Genomic DNA, 20,033 nt, shown 5'->3' with positions numbered 1-20,033 from the left:
TCGTTGCCGGCCCGGATATCGTCGCTACGGGTATTCGATGCGCGCGGGGCAGGGCTGGTCCATGACCGCTTGCATCGCCCTGATCACGCAATCGATGGCGCCATGGCGATCAAGGCCAGTGTTTCAAAGGGCTTGCACGGGAGATCAAACTCCCTTACAATTCCGCTTCTGCTGCGGGGTGGAGCAGTCTGGCAGCTCGTCGGGCTCATAACCCGAAGGTCGCAGGTTCAAATCCTGCCCCCGCTACCACAGAAAATCTGCAGTGCAGATGCAGTAGACGAAGAAGCGATTCCGGAAACGGGGTCGCTTTTTTCGTTGTGGTGTTCCCGCGCGCGCATTGAGTGCACGGCCTGCATTGGTAGGGTCGTGCTTGCTGTGCTCCTGATCCGAATGACGGGCCGGCCATCTCGGCAGGGGGCGGCACGGGCGGGTTGGCGGGACCGTCCAAAACATGGATGTTTTGGCCGAGCCCCCACGGACGGGTTTACGGCGTGTCCCGCCGGCCCGCCCGTGCCGCCCCCCATGAAACGTCCCGGCCAGAGGTTTCGCCCCCAGGCCGCCTGTTCAGCTTTTCCTCGCAACCATTGCACCAGCGCGGTGCAGCGGCTATCATCAGCGGCTTAGCGGGCTATCTGCTTTCCATCGCATTGACGGGATGAGGAAGATGCCGCTACCGGCTTCCAGGAACGGCACCCTGTAACCAGGCCGCCGTGACCCCCGGGAGTCTGGGCTCGCCGCAACGCGCACCGCGCGCGTTGGGGCTACCGGAATCCAGCATGACCGGAGTTGTACCGGACAAGGGGCCCTGCGGGCCCTTTGTTGTTTCCGGAACATGTTCAGTGGGACCGGGCCAGTGATGCTGGCCACCCCGTACCTCTTTCAACGAATCAAGGCCGACTGTGAGCGACAAGGCAACTGAAATCGCGAATCTGCTCGCCCCCACCGTTCAGTCGCTGGGTCTGGAACTGCTGGGCGTGGAATATCTCACTGCCCCGGGTGGTGCGACGCTGCGCCTGTACATCGACGTGCCGCTGGCCGAACAGCCCGAGCGCATCGTCAATATCGACGACTGCGAGCGCGTCAGCCGCGAAGTGTCCGCACAGCTGGACGTGGAAGACCCGATCAGCGCCAATTACACGCTGGAAGTGTCCTCGCCGGGCGTTGACCGCCCGCTGTTCACCGCCGAGCAGTTCACCCGCGCCATTGGCGAATCGGCCAAGGTGACGCTGAAACTTCCGCAGGACGGCCGCCGCCGCCTGCAGGGCGAGATTCTCGCCGTGGATCACGAACAGGGCACGGTCACCTTCAAGGTCGACAACTCCCCGTTCACCGCCGACGTCGAGAATATCGACAAGGCACGCATCATGCCGGATTGGGCCGCCCTCGGCCTGGCTCCGACCAAACCGACTGGCCCGGCTCCCAAGCAGGGCAAGGCGAACAAGAAACCATCCAACGAGCCGGCGGCCAAGAAGCCGCGCGCGGAGTGAGCCAATGAGCAAGGAACTTTTGCTGGTAGTGGATGCGGTCGCCAATGAAAAGGGCGTTCCGCGTGAAGTGATCTTCGACGCCATCGAGGCCGCACTGGCATCGGCAGCGAAGAAGCGTTACCCGGACCAGGAAGTGCTGGCCCGTGTGTCGATCGACCACAAGGACGGCACCTACGAAACCTTCCGCCGCTGGGAAGTGGTGGCCGATGACGTGGTAATGGAATCGCCCGATCGCCAGATCCGCCTGATGGACGCCATCGACGAAGCCGACGGCGTCGACGTGGGCGACTACATCGAAGAACAGATCGAAAACCCGGACTTCGGCCGTATCGCCGCACAGGCCGCCAAGCAGGTGATCGTCCAGCGCGTGCGCGAAGCCGAGCGCCAGCAGGTGGTCGATGCGTGGAAGGACCGTGTCGGCGAACTGGTCACCGGCGTGGTCAAGCGCGCCGAGCGCGGCAACATCTATGTCGACCTGGGCGGCAACGCCGAGGCCTTCATCCCCAAGGACAAGGGCATCCCGCGCGACGTCCTGCGTGCCGGCGACCGCGTGCGCGGTTACCTGGCCGAAGTGCGTTCGGAGCCGCGTGGCCCGCAGCTGTTCATCAGCCGCGCCGCCCCGGAATTCATGATCGAACTGTTCAAGCTCGAAGTGCCGGAAGTCGGCCAGGGCCTGGTCGAGATCAAGGCCTGTGCACGCGACCCGGGCGACCGCGCCAAGATCGCCGTGCTGGCCCACGACGCGCGTACCGATCCGATCGGTGCCTGCATCGGCATGCGCGGTTCGCGCGTGCAGGCCGTGTCCAACGAGCTCAACGGCGAGCGCGTGGACATCGTGCTGTGGAACGAGAACCCGGCCAACTTCGTCATCAATGCGATGGCGCCGGCCGAAGTGCAGTCGATCATCGTCGATGAAGAAAAGCACTCGATGGACCTGGCCGTGGCCGAAGAGCGCCTGGCCCAGGCGATCGGCAAGGGCGGCCAGAACGTGCGCCTTGCCAGCCGCCTGACCGGTTGGCAGCTCAATGTGATGACCCAGGACCAGGTGACCGCCAAGTCCGAGGCAGAGCAGGGCGTTGCCCGTCAGCTGTTCATGGACAAGCTGGAAGTGGATGAAGAAATCGCCGCCATCCTGGTGACCGAAGGCTTCAACACCGTGGAAGAAATCGCCTACGTCCCGGTCGGCGAACTGCTGGCCGTGGAAGGCTTCGACGAAGACATCGTCGAAGAGCTGCGTGCCCGTGCCCGCGATGCGCTGCTCAACGAAGCGCTGGCGGTGGAAGAAGGTCTGGAGGACGGTTCGCCGTCGGAAGACCTGCTCGCCCTGGAAGGCATGGACGAGGCAACCGCCTACGCCCTGGCCGCTCATGGCGTGCGTACCAGTGAGGACCTGTCGGACCTGGCCGCCGACGAGATCCTCGAGTTCGGTATCGAGGACATGGACCAGGGGCGCGCCGCCGCCCTGATCCTTGCCGCCCGAGCCGAGGAGATCGCCCGCCTGGAGCGCGGCGAATGAGCCAGCGATGAACAGTGCCCTGACCCGCTCAGGGCTTAGACTCCGCGCTGCCTTCGCACGTTTCGAGGGAGCGCCAACCAGATCATAGGATCCGAATGTCGCAGCAAACCACCATCCGCAAGCTTGCCGAACTGGTCAACACCCCGGTCGATAAACTGCTCGTACAGCTTGCCGAAGCCGGCATGAAGTTCAGCGGTCCCGACCAGGTCGTGACCAGCACCGAGAAGGTCAAGCTCCTGGGCTTCCTTCGTCGCTCGCACGGCAAGACCGAGCAGCCCGTCGAGAGTACCGACGAAGCCGCCAAGAAGATCACCCTCAACCGTCGCAAGTTGCAGGAAGTGACCGTCAGCGCCGGCCGCAGCAAGACCACCGTCAACGTCGAGGTGCGCCAGAAGCGCACCTACATGAAGGACGCCAGCGGCAAGCCGATGACGCCGGATGAGGAGCGCGCCGACATCCTGCGCAAGCTGGAGGAATCCCGCCAGCGCAATCTGGACGAGCAGCGTGCACTGGCCGAGAAGGACCGTGCGCGCGACGAGGAAATCGCACGCAAGCGCCAGGAAGAGGTCGACGCCAAGGAGCGCGCCGAAGCCGAGCGCAAGGCCGCCGAAGCCGCTGCCGAAGCGGCCAAGAACGCACCGCCGGCCCCGGCTGCCGCCAGGCCTGCTGCTGCCGAGGCCCCGGCCCGCGCCGCGCGCCCGTCGGCGCCGTCGGCTGCGCGCCCGGCCCCGCGTGCGGACGACCGCAACTCGAACAACAACAACAACAACCGTCCGGGCGCCAAGCGCGACGACGATGGCGGCAACCGCTTCGCCGGCCAGCTGCACCTGTCGGCCGCCGACCGCGCCCGTCGTGGCAACAACAGCAACTCGCGCGGTCGTCCGACCGGGCGCGTGCAGCACGGCGGCCGCCGTGACAGCAACCAGTCGCGCAGCGGCGGCGGCAGCCATGGTTTCGAGCGTCCGACCGCACCGGTCGTGCGTGACGTCACCATCGGCGACACCGTCACCGTCGCCGACCTGGCGCAGAAGCTGGCCCTGAAGGGCGGCGATGTGGTCAAGGCGCTGTTCAAGATGGGCGTCATGGCGACCATCACCCAGACCATCGACCACGACACCGCCGCGCTGGTGACCGAAGAACTCGGCCACAACGTGATCCGTGCCAACACCAACGACGCCGAAGACGCGCTGCTGGCGTTGTCCGGCGGCAACCAGGGCGAGCCGGCGGCACGTCCGCCGGTGGTCACCATCATGGGCCACGTCGACCACGGCAAGACCTCGCTGCTGGATTACATCCGCCGCACCAAGGTCGCCACCGGCGAAGCCGGCGGCATCACCCAGCACATCGGTGCGTACCACGTTGAAACGCCCAAGGGCGTGATCAGCTTCCTGGATACCCCCGGCCACGCGGCGTTTACCTCCATGCGTGCCCGCGGTGCCAAGCTGACCGACATCGTGGTGCTGGTGGTGGCTGCCGACGACGGCGTCATGCCGCAGACCAAGGAAGCCATCCAGCACGCCCGTTCGGCGGGTGTGCCGCTGATCGTGGCGATCAACAAGATCGACAAGTCCGGTGCCGACCCGATGCGGGTCAAGAACGAACTGCTCACCGAGCAGGTCGTGTCCGAAGACTTCGGTGGCGACATCCAGATGGTCGAGATCTCGGCCAAGGCCGGCCTGGGCATCGACGACCTGCTCGACGCGATCTCGGTCCAGGCTGAACTGCTGGAACTGAAGGCCGTGCCCGATGGCCGCGCCAGCGGCGTGGTCATCGAATCCTCGCTGGACAAGGGCCGTGGCCCGATCGCCACCGTGCTGGTGCAGCAGGGCGCGCTCAAGAAGGGCGACTACCTGGTCTGCGGTATCCAGTACGGCCGCGTGCGTGCGCTGTTCGATGAAACCGGCAAGCAGCCCGAACAGGCCGGCCCGTCGATCCCGGTGCAGGTGCTGGGTCTGTCCGGCGTGCCCGATGCCGGCGACGACTTCGTGGTGGTCGAGGACGAGCGCCTGGCCAAGGAAGTGGCGCAGCAGCGCGAAATCAAGCGCCGCGAATCGCGCCTGGTGCAGTCTGCCGGCAGCCGCATGGAAGACATCATGGCGACCCTGGGCAAGGGCGATGGCCAGCAGGTGCTGAACCTGGTGATCAAGGCCGACGTGCAGGGTTCGGTGCAGGCGCTGAGCCAGGCACTGGTGGCACTGTCCAACGACGACATCCGCATCAACGTGATCCATTCCGGCGTGGGCGGCATCACCGAGTCGGACGCCAATTCGGCGGTTGCCTCCAAGGCCACCGTGATCGGCTTCAACGTGCGTGCCGACGCTTCGGCGCGACGCATCATTGAATCCAATGGCGTCGACCTGCGTTACTTCTCGATCATCTATGACGTGATCGATCAGGTGAAGCAGGTGGCTTCCGGTCTGCTCGGCGTGGAAATCCGCGAAGAGATCATCGGTATCGCCCAGGTCCGCGACGTGTTCCGCAGCTCGAAGTTCGGTGCGGTCGCCGGCTGCATGATCATCGAAGGCACGGTCAAGCGCAGCAAGCCGATCCGCGTCCTGCGCGACAGCGTGGTGGTGTTCGAAGGCGAGCTGGAATCGCTGCGTCGCTTCAAGGAGAACGTGGATGAGGTCCGCAACGGTACCGAATGCGGTATCGGCGTGAAGGCTTACAACGACGTCAAGCCGGGCGATCAGATCGAGTGCTTCGAGCGTATCGAAGTGCCGCGCACCCTGTAATACCGAGGCGGCCCGACCAACGGTCGGGCCCTACCGCAGAGGTGGCACCCGGCTGTTGGTCGGATTGCCGCAGACGTAGCATCCGACCGTTGGCCGGATTGCCGCAGACGTAGCACCCGACCGTTGGTCGGGTCCCGCATACCCGTAGCGCCCGACCGTTGGCCGGGCGACACCTGAATCAAGAGCTCCCCGTGCCAAAGACCTTCCATCGAACCGACCGTGTTTCCGCCCAGATCCGCCGTGAACTGGGAACGCTCGTGCACAACGCGGTGCGTGAACACGGCCTGCCGTCGGTGAGCGTCTCGGACGTGGAAATCACCCGTGACATGGCCCATGCCAAGATCTTCGTCACCGCGCTGATGCCCGAACGTTCCGAAGAAGCGATGAAGGGCCTGAAGGAACTGGCCTGGGGCCTGCGCATGGAACTGGCGCGGGCGATGAAGCTGCGCCACGTGCCCGAGCTGCACTTCCACTACGATGATTCGGTGGACCGCGGCGAACGCATCGACAACATCCTGCGTGACCTGCCCGATACGCTGGCAGCCGAGAAAAGCCGCGAGGGTGGGGACGACGACGATGCCGGCGACGGCGACGGCGACAGCGGCAACAAAACCGATTGATGGACCAACAGCCCGCAAGGGCTGTTGTCTTGTGGGGCGGTGCCCGGGTCGGCAAACGACCGCACCGCCGGACGCCGGATTTCCCGGCCGCGCCGCATGGCGCCGAGCGAACCGATGGCATGACTACCCGAATTTCCTTCCGTCGCCTGGACGGCATCCTGCTGCTGGACAAGCCGACCGGCATGAGCTCCAACGCCGCGCTGCAGATCGCACGGCGGCTGTACCGCGCAGAGAAGGGCGGCCACACCGGCAGCCTGGACCCGCTGGCCACCGGCCTGCTGCCGCTGTGCTTCGGTGAAGCCACCAAGATCGCCGGCCTGCTGCTGGGCGCGGCCAAGGCCTACGACGCGGAGGTGGTGCTGGGCCAGACCACCGACACCGACGATGCCGATGGGGTGGTGCTGCGCGAGCGGGCGGTGCCGGCGATCAGCGCCGACACCCTGGCCGCGGCCCTGGCCCCGCTGCAGGGCCACATCCTGCAGCGCGCGCCGATCTATTCGGCGCTCAAGCAGGGCGGCGAGCCGCTGTATGCGAAGGCGCGGCGCGGCGATGCGATCGAGGCGCCCCAGCGCCAGGTGCACGTGCATGCCATTGACGTGCTGGACCAGCAGCCGACCCGGTTGTCGCTGCGCGTGACCTGCGGTTCAGGCACCTATATCCGCAGCCTGGCCCGCGACCTGGGCGAAACCCTGGGCTGCGGCGCGCATATCGCCGGGCTGCGGCGGCTGTGGGTGGACCCGTTCGGCGGGGCCCCGATGGTCAGCCTGGAGACCCTGCGCGAGCTGGCCGGGCAAGGCGAGGAGGCGGCCATGGACGCCCTGCTGCTGCCGCTGGACGCCGGCCTGGCGCACTATCCGCAGGTCCAGCTGGATGCTGAACAGACCCGCCGCTTCTGCCTGGGCCAGCGCCTGCGCGATGCCGGCTGGCCCCAGGGCGTGGTTGCCGTATACGGCCCCGAGCGGGCGCTGCAGGGCCTGGGCCAGGTCGACCCGACCGGCCGGCTGGCGCCGCAGCGGCGGTTCAATCTGTGACCGGCGGCGTTGCCGGTCCTTGTCCCGGGAGGCTGCGCCCGTTACAATTTCGCGGCCTTTTCAGGCTTCCTGCCTGTGCGGGTTCATCCTTTCGTTAACGGCGAGTCGCGCGGTACGTCAATGGGACGTTTCTGCGGGCCACGCATCCAAGAGAAAACAAAATGTCGATCGACACCCAGAAAGTCATTGAAGACAACAAGCGCAGCGCCGCCGACACCGGCTCCCCGGAAGTCCAGGTCGCCCTGCTGACCGCCCGCATCGAGCTGCTGACCGGCCACTTCAAGACCCACAAGAAGGATCACCACAGCCGCCGCGGTCTGCTGCAGATGGTCAACCGCCGTCGCAGCCTGCTCGACTACCTGAAGAAGAAAGACGCTCCGCGCTACAAGGCCCTGATCGAAAAGCTCGGCCTGCGTCGCTAAGCAGGAATCCCCACCGCGGCGCAGGAATGCGCCGCGGTTTTGTTTTGGTAGTACCGCAATAAACGCCTGGGCCGGACAACCGGTCACCCGTCGGCGGCAAGGGTCGCCTGCGGTCCATTGAAGAAAGCATCATCCAAGGAAACCCCCGTGGCAAAAATCACCAAAACCTTCCAGTACGGCAAGCACACCGTCACGCTTGAAACCGGCGAAATCGCCCGTCAGGCCGGCGGTGCCGTCATCGTCAAGTTCGACGACACCGTGCTGCTGGTCTCCGCCGTTGCCGCCAAGAGCGCGCGTGAGGGCCAGGACTTCTTCCCCCTGACCTGCGACTATCAGGAGAAGTTCTACGCAGGTGGCCGTATCCCGGGCGGTTTCTTCAAGCGCGAAGGCCGCGCGACCGAAAAAGAGACGCTGATTTCGCGCCTGATCGATCGCCCGATCCGTCCGCTGTTCCCGGAAGACTACAAGAACGAAGTGCAGATCATCGCCACGGTGATGTCGCTGAACCCGGACATCGACGGCGACATCGCCGCGCTGATCGGCGCCTCGGCCGCGCTGTCGCTGGCCGGTACCCCGTTCAAGGGTCCGATCGCCGCCGCCAAGGTGGGTTACAAGAACGGTGAGTACATCCTCAACCCGACCGTGACCGAACTGAAGGATTCGGAGCTGGAACTGGTTGTCGCCGGTACCGCCAACGCCGTGCTGATGGTGGAATCCGAAGCGGCGCTGCTGTCCGAAGAGGTGATGCTGGGCGCCGTGACCTTCGGTCACCGCGAAATGCAGAAGGTCATCAACGCGATCAACGAGCTGACCGTGGAAGCCGGCACCAAGCCGTCGACCTGGACCGCCCCGGCCAAGAATGAGGTGCTGATCAGCGCCCTGCAGGAAGCCATCGGCCCGCGCCTGGGCGAAGCCTTCCAGGTGCGCGACAAGCTGCAGCGCCGCGACGCCATCTCGGCGATCAAGAAGGACGTGGTCGAGTCGCTGGCCGGCCGTGTGGCCGCCGAAGGCTGGAACCCGGCCGAACTGTCCAAGGAATTCGGCGAGCTGGAATACAGCACCATGCGCAACTCGGTGCTGGACACCAAGGTCCGCATCGACGGCCGCGCGCTGGACACCGTCCGCCCGATCGCCGTGAAGACCAGCATCCTGCCGCGTACCCACGGCTCGGCGCTGTTCACCCGCGGTGAAACCCAGGCCATCGTGACCATCACCCTGGGCACTGCCCGCGATGGTCAGGTGATCGATGCGGTGTCGGGTGAGTACAAGGACAACTTCCTGTTCCATTACAACTTCCCGCCCTACTCGGTGGGCGAGACCGGCCGCATGATGGGCCCGAAGCGTCGCGAGATCGGCCACGGCCGTCTGGCCAAGCGCGGCGTGCTGGCAGTGATGCCGTCGCTGGAAGCCTTCCCGTACACCATCCGCGTGGTTTCGGAAATCACCGAGTCGAACGGTTCCTCGTCGATGGCTTCGGTCTGCGGCTCCTCGCTGGCCCTGATGGACGCCGGCGTGCCGGTCAAGTCGCCGGTGGCCGGTATCGCCATGGGCCTGGTCAAGGAAGGCGAGCGTTTCGTCGTCCTGTCCGACATCCTGGGTGACGAAGACCACCTGGGCGACATGGACTTCAAGGTGGCCGGTACCGCTGAGGGCATCTCCGCCCTGCAGATGGACATCAAGATCGAAGGCATCACCGAAGAGATCATGAAGCAGGCACTGCAGCAGGCCAAGGCCGGCCGTCTGCACATCCTGGGCGAGATGGCCCATGGCCTGACCGCGCCGCGCGAGGAGCTGTCGGATTACGCGCCGCGCCTGCTGACCATCAAGATCCACCCGGACAAGATCCGCGAAGTGATCGGCAAGGGTGGTTCCACCATCCAGGCCATCACCAAGGAAACCGGCACCCAGATCGACATCCAGGACGATGGCACCATCATCATCGCCTCGGTCAACGCGATTGCCGCGCAGGCTGCCAAGGCCCGCATCGAGCAGATCACCTCGGACGTCGAGCCGGGCCGCATCTACGAAGGCAAGGTCGCCAAGATCATGGACTTCGGTGCGTTCGTCACCATCCTGCCGGGCAAGGATGGCCTGGTGCACGTGTCGCAGATCTCCAGCGACCGCGTCGAGAAGGTCGGCGACGTGCTGAAGGAAGGCGATGTGGTCAAGGTCAAGGTGCTGGAAGTGGACAAGCAGGGCCGTATCCGCCTGTCGATGAAGGCCGTCGAAGAAGGCGAGGGCGTCACCGCCGAGTAATCGGCCGGTACGTCGGGGCGGTGGCGGCCGTTGGTCGCCACACCACCAGGCGGGCAATGATCATGGGTCATCACACCGCCCGGTAGGCAATGACCGTTGGTCATTGCGCTTCCAGGCAAACAGAAAAAGCGGGCTTCGGCCCGCTTTTTCGTTGTGGCGCTATGCCTCCTCGTCGTCGCCTTGCGCGTCGTCGTCGCCAGGGCCACGCCACCACACCGTGCCGTCCTGCGGCGCGCGCTCCTCGCACGCCGGGCACTCGATCGCATCCACGCGGCGCCCGGGCCCTGCGGCCACCCAGTTGGTCAGCAGCCGCTCCACCGCCGCCTTGCCCTGCGCGCCGATGCCCAGGTTGCGCTCCACCTGCCAGTCGTCATTGCTGGCCGCGCCCTGGTCGTGCGCGCCATCACTGTCGCCATCATCCTGGGCGTGCGCCACGCCGTAGCTGCAGCGCAGGCACAGCGAGACAATCGATGCGGTCCAGTCCTCCACGTAGCCGATGCCGGGCAGCTCCGCCTGCTGCAGCTGGTCCAGGTCATCGGCCGACGGGCAGCGGATGAACGCCACGTAGGTGCGGTGGTCCGAGCGTTGCAGGATCTGCAATGCGTTGAACACCGGCACCGTGCCATCGTCGAGCGCGCGCACGCCGGTCTTGGCGCCGTCGTGCAGCACGATGTCGAACAGGCGATGGCCCGATTCGGGCAACGGTACGTTCAACAGGCGTGCACGCACCACGTCGATGCGTCGTGCGAACACCGTCTCGCCCTCGGCCCACGGATTGAGGCGGACGCTGATTATCCCGAAGTCGTGTTCGATCGGGCCATCGCCATCGGGGAGGGTGATGCCGCACTGCGCCCATTGCGACCGCGCCTGCGCCCAGTCGCCCAGCGCGGTGGCGGCGATACCGGCGTTCCAGGCAGTGCCCTGGTCCGGTTCCGCGGACAGGGACTGCGCGCGCAGGTTGTGCTGCAGCGAGGCCGGCCAATCGCGCAGGTACTTGTGTGCCAGGCCGCGCATGTAATGCAGAAAGGGGACTTCCGGGGCGTGCTGGGCCAGCTCGCCGAACAGCGCGCTGGCCGTGTGCAGCTCACCCTGGTCGAAGGCGGCATAGGCGCGTGCGTGGAGCGCATCCCACGTGTCGTCGTCGGGCCCGGTGTCGGCGGCATCGGGCGTGTCGGTCAGGTCGGTCATGTCGGGCAGGGGCAGCAAATGTGCGCACACCTTACTCCGCCACGCAGGGCATGCGCATCGTGCCCGGGCAGGACACCGTCGGCCCGCATTCGTCCCGGGCGCTGGCCGCAGATGACGTGCCCATGGCCTGCGCGCGCCGGGCCTGCACAAGGACCGGACAGCGTGCGCGGCGGTGCGGGCCAAGCGGGACTGTCCGCAGGACGGGATCGCCGGACATGCGCGCGGCAAGGGCAAATGTCGCGGCGGCACTGCTAACGTGGCCTTGTCTTCAACCGGGGATATCCCATGTTCCGTCCCGCCTTGGCCTTGCTTGCCGTCGTGCTCACTGCGGCCGTCCCGCGCGTCGACGCCGCCGAACCGTTGCCCAAGGTGATCGGCGCCTACTATCCGGGCGGCTCGGCCGAACGCTATCCGGTGGCCTCGATTCCGGCCGACACCCTGACCCATCTGTTCTACGCATTCGCCACCATCGACCAGGGACGCTGCGTGGTCGATGCGCAGGCCGATACGCATTTCAAGGCGCTGGCCACGCTCAAACGCGAGCACCCGCAGCTGCACACGCTGATTTCGATCGGCGGCTGGAACGCCGGCGGTTTCTCCGATGCCGCGCTCAGTGCCGACAGCCGCCAGCGCTTCGTCGCCTCCTGCGTGGCGCTGTTCTTCGAGCAGCACCGCGGCAGTTTCGACGGCGTGGATATCGACTGGGAATTCCCGGTCTACGGCGGCCCCACCGAGATCGCCGACCGCCCGCAGGACCGCCGCAACATGACCCTGCTGGTGCAGGAGTTCCGTCGTCAGCTGGATGCGGCCGGCAAGGCGCGCAACCAGCGCCTGCTGCTCACCGCCGCCCTGCCGGCCGGCCGCATGCAGACCGATGGGCCCTATGATCCGGCGCGCAGCTATGAGCTGAAGGAACTGGGCGGCGTGCTCGATTTCATCAACCTGATGAGCTACGACATGGGCACCGGTTTTTCCAAGGTGTCCACCTTCAATGCACCGCTGCGCGAGGTGCCCACCGACCCGCTGGAGCCGGCGCTGCGCCGCTGGAACAACGTTGAAGGCGCGGTGGCCTATTACCGGCAGCACGGCGTGCCGGCCGACAAACTGGTGCTGGGGGTGCCGTTCTACGGCCGTGGCTTCCGGGTGAACACCGACGCCAACGATGGCCTGTACCAGCCTTACAGCGCGCCGTTCGAGGCCGGCGACTGGCGCCGCATCCGCAGTGAGTTCCTGGGCCAGCCCGGCTGGCAGCGGCATTGGCATCCGGTGGCGCAGGGGCCATGGCTGTACAACCGCGCCGAGCGCATCTTCATCAGCTACGAAGACCCGGCCTCGATCGGCCTGCGCGCGGAGTTTGCCAAGGCCCGGCAGCTGCGTGGCGTGTTCACCTGGGAGCTGACCGGCGACGATGCGCAGGGCAGCCTGCTCAAGGCGATGGCGGGACCGTTCCTGGGGCCGGCCCACTAGCGCGGGGCGCGATCCGCTTGCCGGCCGCCGCCGAAACGGGCGCAGGGCGATATGCTTGCCGGCATGGAGAATGTCCGCCTGCTGGATCTGTATATCGACCGCAGCCTGCAACAGGTACGCCGCGATGACGTGGTGCTGCCGGTCAGCGGGCTGAGCTGGCGGCTGCTGGAGTGCCTGTTGGCGCACGGCAATGCCGTGGTCGACTTCGACACGCTGGCCGCGCAGGTATGGGCACCGGCCGTGGTTGGCGAGGATGCCATCAGCCAGCGGGTGAAGCTGCTTCGGCAGGCCCTGGGCGATGACGGTCGTCAGCCACGCTACGTGCGCTCGGTGCGCGGGCGGGGCTATCAGCTGTGCGCGCCGCTGCAACCGGGCGTGCCCGCGGTGGTTGCCAGTGGAACGGCGCGGACGCGGCGCTGGCTGTGGCCCGGCGCCGCGTTGGCCGCCATCGTCGCGGTGGGTGTGGCGATGGCGCTCAAGCCCGGCGATGCGCCGACCTCGCCGGCCGACCCGGTGCTGCAGCGTGCCGGCTATTACGCCGGTATCGGCCAGGCCAGCAACAATGCACGGGCCATTGTGCTGTACCGCCAGGCATTGCAGATCGACCCCGATTCCCAGGCCGCACGGCGTGGCCTGGCGCGCGCGCTTGCCGCCGATGCCTGCCTGTTCAATGGCCCGCGCGCGCGCGCCGAGGAAGCCCTGGCGCTGGCCGGGCAGGTGCTGCTGGCGACGCCGGGGGATGCCGCGGCGTTTGCCGCACGCGGCTATGCGCACGACTGCCTGGGGGCGATGCCGCAGGCGATCGCCGATTACCGGCAGGCGCTGCAGCGCGACCCCGATGATGAGCGTACCCGGGCCTCGCTGGCCTATCTGTACCAGGAGCAGGGCCGCCTGGCCCTGGCCCTGCAGAACAACCTGGCCGTGCGTGCGCCCGAACGGGTCCGCTTCCTGCAGGTACAGGTGGCGCGCGAACTGGAACTGCTTGGCTTCAAGGAGGCCGCCGCGCGCCGCCACGAGCGCAATTTCCAGCTGTATCCGGACAACGTGTTCGCCAACATCGCCTGGCCCCGCACCCTGCTGGCCATGGGCGAGCAGGGCAGGGCGAACGCGGCCCTGGAGCAGGCGCTGGGGCGTGGCACGCCGCACCCGGAACTGCTGCGCCTGCAGGGTGAAATACGGCTGATGAACGGCGACCGCGTGGGCGCCGGGCAGGCGTTCGAGCGCAGCGCCCAACTGCGCCCCCAGCAATCGATAGGGCAGACGCTGTCCGGGCTGCATGGCAGCGTGCCGGCCACGCCGGACTGGATCGCCGCGCGCCTGCACGCGCTGGGCGGGCAGGCCGACGGCGGCTGGTCCGATACGTCGCTGGAACGAGCCCTGCTGCACCAGGCCCAAGGCAATGCCGAGGCCGCCGTGGCCGACCTGCACCAGGCCGTGGATGCCGGCTTCCGCGACGCCACCTGGCTGCGTGGCACGCCGTTGTTCACGCCGCTGCATGCCGCGCCAGGTTGGCCGCCGCTGCTGGCCAGGATCGATGCCGACCTGGCCGCGCAGCGCCGCCAGGTGCTGGCGGCCAACTGGTGCCCCGATGACCTGGATGGTGTCAGCGCAGCGCCGGCAACAGGAACTCGGTGAGGATGCGCCGCGACTGCGGATGGGCGTAGCTGCGGTTGTATGCGCTGCTGGTGATGACCGCCACCAGCTTTTTCTCCGGCATCACAACCACATAGTTGCCGCCGTTGCCGGACATCGTCCACACCGTCTGCTGCCGACCGTCGACCGGCAGCTTGAGGCCCCACCACTGGTAGCCGTAGTCGCTGCCATCGTTGGTGCGCGCCTGCGCGCTGAGCATGGCCTGCACATACCCGGCCGGAACCAGTTGCCGGCCTTGCCAACGCCCGCCGCCGCGGACCAGTTCGCCCAGGCGTGCCAGGTCGCCGCTGCGGTAGCGGGTGCCGCCGCCGCCCATGCCGATGCCCTCGGGGGAACGGTTCCAATGGCTGGCTGAAATGCCCAGCGGGCGTTCCAGCGCCTTGGCCGCATAGTCGGCCAGCGGCATCTTCGTGGCGCGCTCCAGCACCGCACCGAGCACGAACGAGTTGGCCGTGCAGTAGGCATGCGCGCGGCCATGCGGGCTGTCCTGCGGCCGGGTCATCCACGGCGCAAAGCCCTTGACCGGCAGTGACAGGGCGAAGTCCAGCCACTTCTCGCTGACGTACATGCGCTCTTCATGGCCGGCCGAAAACGCGTTCTCGTCGTCGCATTCCCACAGGCTGCTCATGGTAAGCAGGTCTTCCACGGTGGTGGCGCGCAGGCGCGGATCCACCGGATGCCGCGCGGTGAACGCGGGGAAGTAGTCATAGACCTTGGGCTGCACGCCGGGCAGGCTGCCATCGCCTATGGCCGCGCCGATCAACAGGGCGGTGACGCTTTTGCTGGCCGAACGCACATCGTGCAGCGTATCGGCGGTGGCGCCGTTGAAATAACCTTCGTAGGCCACCTTGCCGTCCACCATCAGCAGCACGCTGGTGACCTGCTTGATCTCCTGGCTGGCGATCGCCGATTCGAGTGCGGCGATTCTGGCCGCGTCAAACGGTGGCCGGACCGGTTGGGCCGCGACGGGCAGGGTGGTGGCCAGTGACAGGATCAGGGTGGCCAAACGGGGTGCGTTGCGTTGCATGGGTGGATTCCTCGGGATGAGGATCCCACTAGGCCAGCACGGCAACTGAAGTGCTGGAAATGCGGCTGAAGAATTCTGAAAGCTTGACAGGGCAACGCTTTGCCGGCGAGGGGAAGGGCCGTGCGCGCGCCGGATCAGGGCGTGGCCTGCCCGCTCCCGCGCGCCCACACGCTGTTGGGCTCGCCATGCAGCGCCCGCCGGCTGCTGGCCCGGGCCATCGCCGCAAACCCGATCGCCATCGCCAGGGCCACGCCGTCCACCCAGAACAGCGGCCAGTAGCCGCGTTGCGCGCTGGTCCACAGCCACAGCCCGCTCATCGCGCCATGCACCAATGGAATCAGCGCGGTGCTCACCGCCGCAGCCCACAGCAGCTCGCGTGCGGCCTGCCACGGCGCACGCAGCGCCGCCCACAGGGCGCAGCCGCCCCAGACCAGGAAGCAGGCCCAGCGCATGCCGGCATCGGCGTGTGCCGGGGCCAGGTGTTCCAGCAGCTGCACGCTGACGAAGGCGGCCGATACCGCCACGCACAGGCCGATGCAGACCCCTACCGTGGCCCGCGCCATGTTGATCTGGGCCCGGCCCTGCGCCTGCTGGCGGCGCTTGCGCCGCGATTCGATCCACAGCAGGTTGCCCGAATAGAACAGGAACGCCCCGCCCAGGCCGAGCGCGAAGTACAGCCATGGCACCAGCGCGTTGCCGTACTCGCCAAAATGCAGCGCATAGGCCGTTGCCAGCGTGGCGTGGTTGGCATCGCGCCTGCCGGGCAGCTGGGTATGCAGCACTTCGCCGGTATTGGCGTCCAGCGCCACCGCGCCCAGCGGGCCCAGCGACACCCCGCCGCCGCCGGTGATTTCGATCACCGCGTTGGCATCGCCGGCGTTGGCCAGTTTCAGGTAGGCCGGCTCGAAGCGCGCCTGGCCCAGCTCGTTGGCCACCGCGATCGAACGGGCGTGCAGCATCGCCAGGCTGCCCGGGCGCACCGGCTCGCCGGCCGCGGCGCGGATCGGCGCGGTATCCATCGCCGCCGGCAGTGCCTGCAGCAGCTTGCCGTCGTAGATCAGCGGGTTGAGCGCGGCCATCTGCAGCAACACCAGGCACAGCAGCGCCCCGGTCACCGCAAACAGCAGGTGGAACGGCAGGCTGAGCACGCCGACCACGTTGTGCGCGTCCTGCCACATCTGCTTGAGGTTGCGGCCCGGGCGCAGCGCGAACAGATCGCCCATCAGCCTGGGCAGGTGGATCACCAGCCCGGACAGCAGCGCCAGCCCGTACAGCAGGCTGACCACGCCCATCAGATAGACCCCGGCCACCGGCAGGCCCAGGGTGTAATGCAGTTCGTTGACCAGCTCGGCCAGCCCGGCCTGGGGCGGGGTGGGGCTGCCGTCGAACTGGTCGGCCCAGGCGAACTGCCAGGTGCCCTTGGCGTCCTGCCAGTAGGCCACCGACTGCGGAGTCTCCGCGCCGGGGAAGGTCATGCCGACATGCGCGCGTGCCTGCGGATGCCGGGCCAGCACGCCGTCTAGCAGGCGCTGGGCGTCGTCCAGGGTCTGCGCCGGCTGCTCCATCGCGTGCGGCGACTGCCACAGCGGCAGGTCGTGGTGGAACACGGTGATCGCGCCGGCATAGAACGCCACGAACAGCGCGAAGCCGGCCACCAGGCCAACCCAGGTATGCAGCGTGGTGAACGTACGCAGCGTCAGCGAACTGAATTTCATCGAAGCTCCTTCACTGCACCCAATGCATGGCGCGCAGCAGCCACAGCAGCGCGAACCCGGCCAGCGCGCCGGCGCCCAGCCAGGCCCACGCGCGCAGGCCGCTGCGGAAACTGAACGCCCACAGCGCGGCCAGCATCCACAGCGGGACGAAGGCGACCAAACTGGGCACGATCGCGCGTTGCCATGGGCCCGGCGGCAGCCAGGCGACCAGGCCGGTCACCGCGGCGGCGAGCAGGAAACCGGCCAGCAGCGCGGCCGAGGCACGGGCCCACATCAGCGCCGTTCCCCGCCATCCGGCCGCGTCCATGCCGCCAGGTAGGGCAGCAGCAGCGCGGTCAGCATCCAGCCGCACAGGGTCACGCACAGCCCGGTGGCCAGGCCCAGTTGGCCCATCCACAGCCACAGCGAGGTGGCCGCGGCGACCAGCCCGATCTGCCGGCCCAGCCGCCCGGCACGGCGCAGGCGCGGCCAGCGGCAGTGCGGCGAGGCGGCGTAGAAGGCCAGCGCGGAGAACGCCGAGGCGGTGCCGGCGGTGCCGCAGTACAGCAGGCCCAGGGTGGTGGAACTCAGCACGGGGCGCAGGTGGCAGGGACAGCGGGAGCCATCGCAGATCCTTCGGGGGAGGTGTTGCCGGCACGCGTCCGGCGTGTTGCGCATGGTAAGCATTGCGGTTTTGCTCCGCCACAGTGGCCCGTTCAGGCGACGGCACGGTGCGGGCGGGAGAAAAAAGCCGGGCTTTGGTTTAAGATCACCCCATCCCCATCAAGGCAACAAGGTGGCCCGCGCCCCGCGCCGGCCCAGCGTGCGACATGAGCACTACCACCGCCCATCGCTGAACGCTCCCGACGGCCCTGCAGGCGCCTTCGTGGCGCTTTTTTTATGGCCGGCCGCCCCGGCGCCGCTGCCCACCGCGTCCCATTCGATTCCCCGGCCTGCGTTGCAGGCCCACCAGAAAAAGCCCAGTCATGATTGCGATCACGCTCCCCGACGGCAGCCGCCGTGAGTTCGAAAACCCCGTCAGCGTCATGGACGTCGCCCAGTCGATCGGCGCCGGCCTGGCCAAGGCCACCATCGCCGGTTCGGTCGACGGCGTGCTGGTCGATGCCAGCGACGTGATCGACCACGATGCCCGCCTGCGCATCATCACCGCCAAGGACGAGGAAGGCGTGGAGATCATCCGCCACTCCTGCGCCCACCTGGTCGGCCATGCGGTCAAGCAGTTGTACCCGAATGTGAAGATGGTGATCGGCCCGGTCATCGCCGAAGGCTTCTACTACGACATCCATTCCGAGCGCCCGTTCACCCCCGAGGACCTGGCGGCGATCGAAAAGCGCATGGGCGAGCTGATCACGCAGGACTACGACGTGATCAAGAAGGTCACTCCGCGCGCGGAGGTCATCGAGATCTTCAAGGCCCGTGGCGAGGACTACAAGCTGCGCCTGATCGAGGACATGCCGGCCGACATCCAGGCCATGGGCATGTACTACCACCAGGAATACGTGGACATGTGCCGCGGCCCGCACGTGCCCAACACGCGCTTCCTCAAGGCCTTCAAGCTGACCCGCATTTCCGGCGCGTACTGGCGCGGCGATGCCAAGAACGAGCAGCTGCAGCGCATCTACGGCACCGCCTGGGCCGACAAGAAGCAGCTTGAGGCCTACATCAAGCGCATCGAAGAAGCCGAAATGCGCGACCACCGCCGCATCGGCAAGCAGCAGGAACTGTTCCACCTGCAAGAAGAGGCGCCGGGCATGGTGTTCTGGCACCCCAAGGGCTGGGCGCTGTGGCAGGTGGTGGAGCAGTACATGCGCGGGGTGTACCGCAAGACCGGCTACGGTGAAGTGCGCTGCCCGCAGGTGCTGGACGTGGCGCTGTGGAAGCAGTCCGGGCACTGGGACAACTTCAAGGACAACATGTTCTTCACCGAATCGGAGAAGGGCACCTACGCGTTGAAGCCGATGAACTGCCCGGGCCACATCCAGGTGTTCAACCAGGGCCTGCACAGCTACCGCGACCTGCCGATCCGCTACGGCGAGTTCGGCTCGTGCCACCGCAACGAGCCGTCCGGCGCGCTGCACGGCATCCTGCGCGTGCGCGGCTTCACCCAGGACGACGGCCACGTGTTCTGCACCGAGTCGCAGATCGAGGCCGAAGTGACGGCGTTCCACCAGCAGGCGCTGGCGGTCTACACCACCTTTGGTTTCGAGGACATCCAGATCAAGATCGCGCTGCGCCCGGAACAGCGCCTGGGCGATGACGCCACCTGGGACAAGGCCGAAGGCGCGCTGCGCGCGGCGCTGGGCAGCTGTGGCGTGGAATGGCAGGAACTGCCGGGCGAGGGCGCCTTCTACGGCCCGAAAATCGAGTACCACCTCAAGGACGCCATCGGCCGTACCTGGCAGCTGGGCACGATGCAGGTCGATTTCATGATGCCCGGCCGCCTCGGCGCCGAGTACGTGGACGAAAACAGCCAGAAGAAGCACCCGGTGATGCTGCACCGGGCCATCGTTGGCTCGATGGAGCGTTTCATCGGCATCCTGATCGAACACCACGCCGGGTCCTTCCCGTCCTGGCTGGCCCCGACCCAGGTGGTGGTGGCCAATATCACCGACGCCCAGGCTGAATACGTGAAGGACGTCAGGAAAACCCTTGCAGATCAAGGGTTCCGGGTAAACGCCGATTTGCGCAACGAGAAGATCGGTTATAAGATTCGCGAGCATACGCTGCAGCGGGTTCCGTACCTGCTGGTGGTTGGCGACCGTGAGAAGGAAAATGGCGCCGTGGCCGTGCGTACGCGTTCGGGTGAAGACCTGGGCAGCATGTCCGTCCAGGCCTTCATCGAACGGTTGCAGGCAGAACAGTCCGTGTAAGAAAGTCCCGGCCCTGCGGATGATCCGCTCAGGGCCGGTTTGATTC

At 67.1% G+C, this 20,033-nt stretch carries 15 protein-coding genes and 1 tRNA gene; 11 read left to right on the top strand and 5 right to left on the bottom strand.

From position 1 onward, the window contains the following. The first annotated feature begins 172 nt into the window (after positions 1–172). The 8 genes from IC535_RS02520 (at position 173) to pnp (ending at position 10,067) form a co-directional block, all read left to right on the top strand. Positions 173–249, top strand: a tRNA-Met gene (locus tag IC535_RS02520). 650 nt (positions 250–899) lie between these two features. Then, positions 900–1,487, top strand: a complete 588-nt coding sequence (rimP, locus tag IC535_RS02515) for a ribosome maturation factor RimP (RefSeq protein WP_228884390.1) — start codon at positions 900–902, stop codon at positions 1,485–1,487. A gap of 4 nt (positions 1,488–1,491) precedes the next feature. Beyond that, positions 1,492–3,003 (top strand): transcription termination factor NusA, encoded by a 1,512-nt coding sequence (nusA, locus tag IC535_RS02510; RefSeq protein WP_228884391.1) that lies wholly within the window; start codon positions 1,492–1,494, stop codon positions 3,001–3,003. Between the two features lie 95 nt (positions 3,004–3,098). Beyond that, a complete protein-coding gene (gene infB, locus IC535_RS02505) occupies positions 3,099–5,738 on the top strand; it encodes a translation initiation factor IF-2 (protein WP_228884392.1) in 2,640 nt (879 codons plus the stop codon). 191 nt (positions 5,739–5,929) lie between these two features. Next, positions 5,930–6,358, top strand: coding sequence for a 30S ribosome-binding factor RbfA (gene rbfA / locus IC535_RS02500; protein ID WP_228884393.1), 429 nt, complete (start codon positions 5,930–5,932; stop codon positions 6,356–6,358). Between the two features lie 119 nt (positions 6,359–6,477). Beyond that, positions 6,478–7,389 (top strand): tRNA pseudouridine(55) synthase TruB, encoded by a 912-nt coding sequence (gene truB, locus IC535_RS02495; RefSeq protein ID WP_228884394.1) that lies wholly within the window; start codon positions 6,478–6,480, stop codon positions 7,387–7,389. 161 nt (positions 7,390–7,550) lie between these two features. Further along, on the top strand, positions 7,551–7,811 hold the full coding sequence (gene rpsO / locus IC535_RS02490; protein WP_038687260.1) for a 30S ribosomal protein S15: 261 nt from the start codon (positions 7,551–7,553) through the stop codon (positions 7,809–7,811). A gap of 147 nt (positions 7,812–7,958) precedes the next feature. Continuing rightward, on the top strand, positions 7,959–10,067 hold the full coding sequence (gene pnp, locus IC535_RS02485; RefSeq protein ID WP_228884395.1) for a polyribonucleotide nucleotidyltransferase: 2,109 nt from the start codon (positions 7,959–7,961) through the stop codon (positions 10,065–10,067). Positions 10,068–10,226: 159 nt separating this feature from the next. On the opposite strand, the gene IC535_RS02480 is transcribed toward pnp, so the two are convergent. Then, a complete protein-coding gene (locus tag IC535_RS02480) occupies positions 10,227–11,273 on the bottom strand; it encodes a hypothetical protein (protein WP_228884396.1) in 1,047 nt (348 codons plus the stop codon). 267 nt (positions 11,274–11,540) lie between these two features. On the opposite strand from IC535_RS02480, the gene IC535_RS02475 reads away from it, so the two are divergent. Then, complete coding sequence (locus tag IC535_RS02475; RefSeq protein ID WP_228884397.1) at positions 11,541–12,722, top strand: glycoside hydrolase family 18 protein; 1,182 nt, start codon at positions 11,541–11,543, stop codon at positions 12,720–12,722. Positions 12,723–12,785: 63 nt separating this feature from the next. Continuing rightward, positions 12,786–14,357: a winged helix-turn-helix transcriptional regulator gene (locus tag IC535_RS02470; protein WP_228884398.1), complete on the top strand. Its 1,572-nt coding sequence runs from the start codon at positions 12,786–12,788 to the stop codon at positions 14,355–14,357. On the opposite strand, the gene IC535_RS02465 is transcribed toward IC535_RS02470, so the two are convergent. The 4 genes from IC535_RS02465 to IC535_RS02450 all read right to left on the bottom strand — a co-directional run bounded on the left by IC535_RS02465 (position 14,326) and on the right by IC535_RS02450 (position 17,690). Continuing rightward, the gene (locus tag IC535_RS02465; RefSeq protein ID WP_228884399.1) at positions 14,326–15,402 is read right to left on the bottom strand and encodes a serine hydrolase domain-containing protein; all 1,077 of its coding nucleotides are present in this window, start codon (positions 15,400–15,402) and stop codon (positions 14,326–14,328) included. The genes IC535_RS02470 and IC535_RS02465 overlap by 32 nt on opposite strands. Before the next feature lie 134 nt (positions 15,403–15,536). Beyond that, positions 15,537–17,117, bottom strand: a complete 1,581-nt coding sequence (locus IC535_RS02460) for a PepSY-associated TM helix domain-containing protein (RefSeq protein WP_228884400.1) — start codon at positions 17,115–17,117, stop codon at positions 15,537–15,539. Positions 17,118–17,127: 10 nt separating this feature from the next. After that, the gene (locus IC535_RS02455) at positions 17,128–17,391 is read right to left on the bottom strand and encodes a hypothetical protein (RefSeq protein ID WP_228884401.1); all 264 of its coding nucleotides are present in this window, start codon (positions 17,389–17,391) and stop codon (positions 17,128–17,130) included. Then, the gene (locus tag IC535_RS02450; RefSeq protein ID WP_228884402.1) at positions 17,391–17,690 is read right to left on the bottom strand and encodes a hypothetical protein; all 300 of its coding nucleotides are present in this window, start codon (positions 17,688–17,690) and stop codon (positions 17,391–17,393) included. Before IC535_RS02450 ends, IC535_RS02455 begins: the two co-directional genes overlap by 1 nt. Before the next feature lie 392 nt (positions 17,691–18,082). Between IC535_RS02450 and thrS the strand changes: the two genes are divergently transcribed. Next, a complete protein-coding gene (thrS, locus tag IC535_RS02445) occupies positions 18,083–19,987 on the top strand; it encodes a threonine--tRNA ligase (RefSeq protein WP_228884403.1) in 1,905 nt (634 codons plus the stop codon). Positions 19,988–20,033 lie beyond the last annotated feature (46 nt).

Source organism: Stenotrophomonas rhizophila (assembly GCF_020857975.1).
Lineage (GTDB): Bacteria > Pseudomonadota > Gammaproteobacteria > Xanthomonadales > Xanthomonadaceae > Stenotrophomonas > Stenotrophomonas rhizophila_C.
This window is presented reverse-complemented; position numbering and strand designations above follow the sequence as displayed.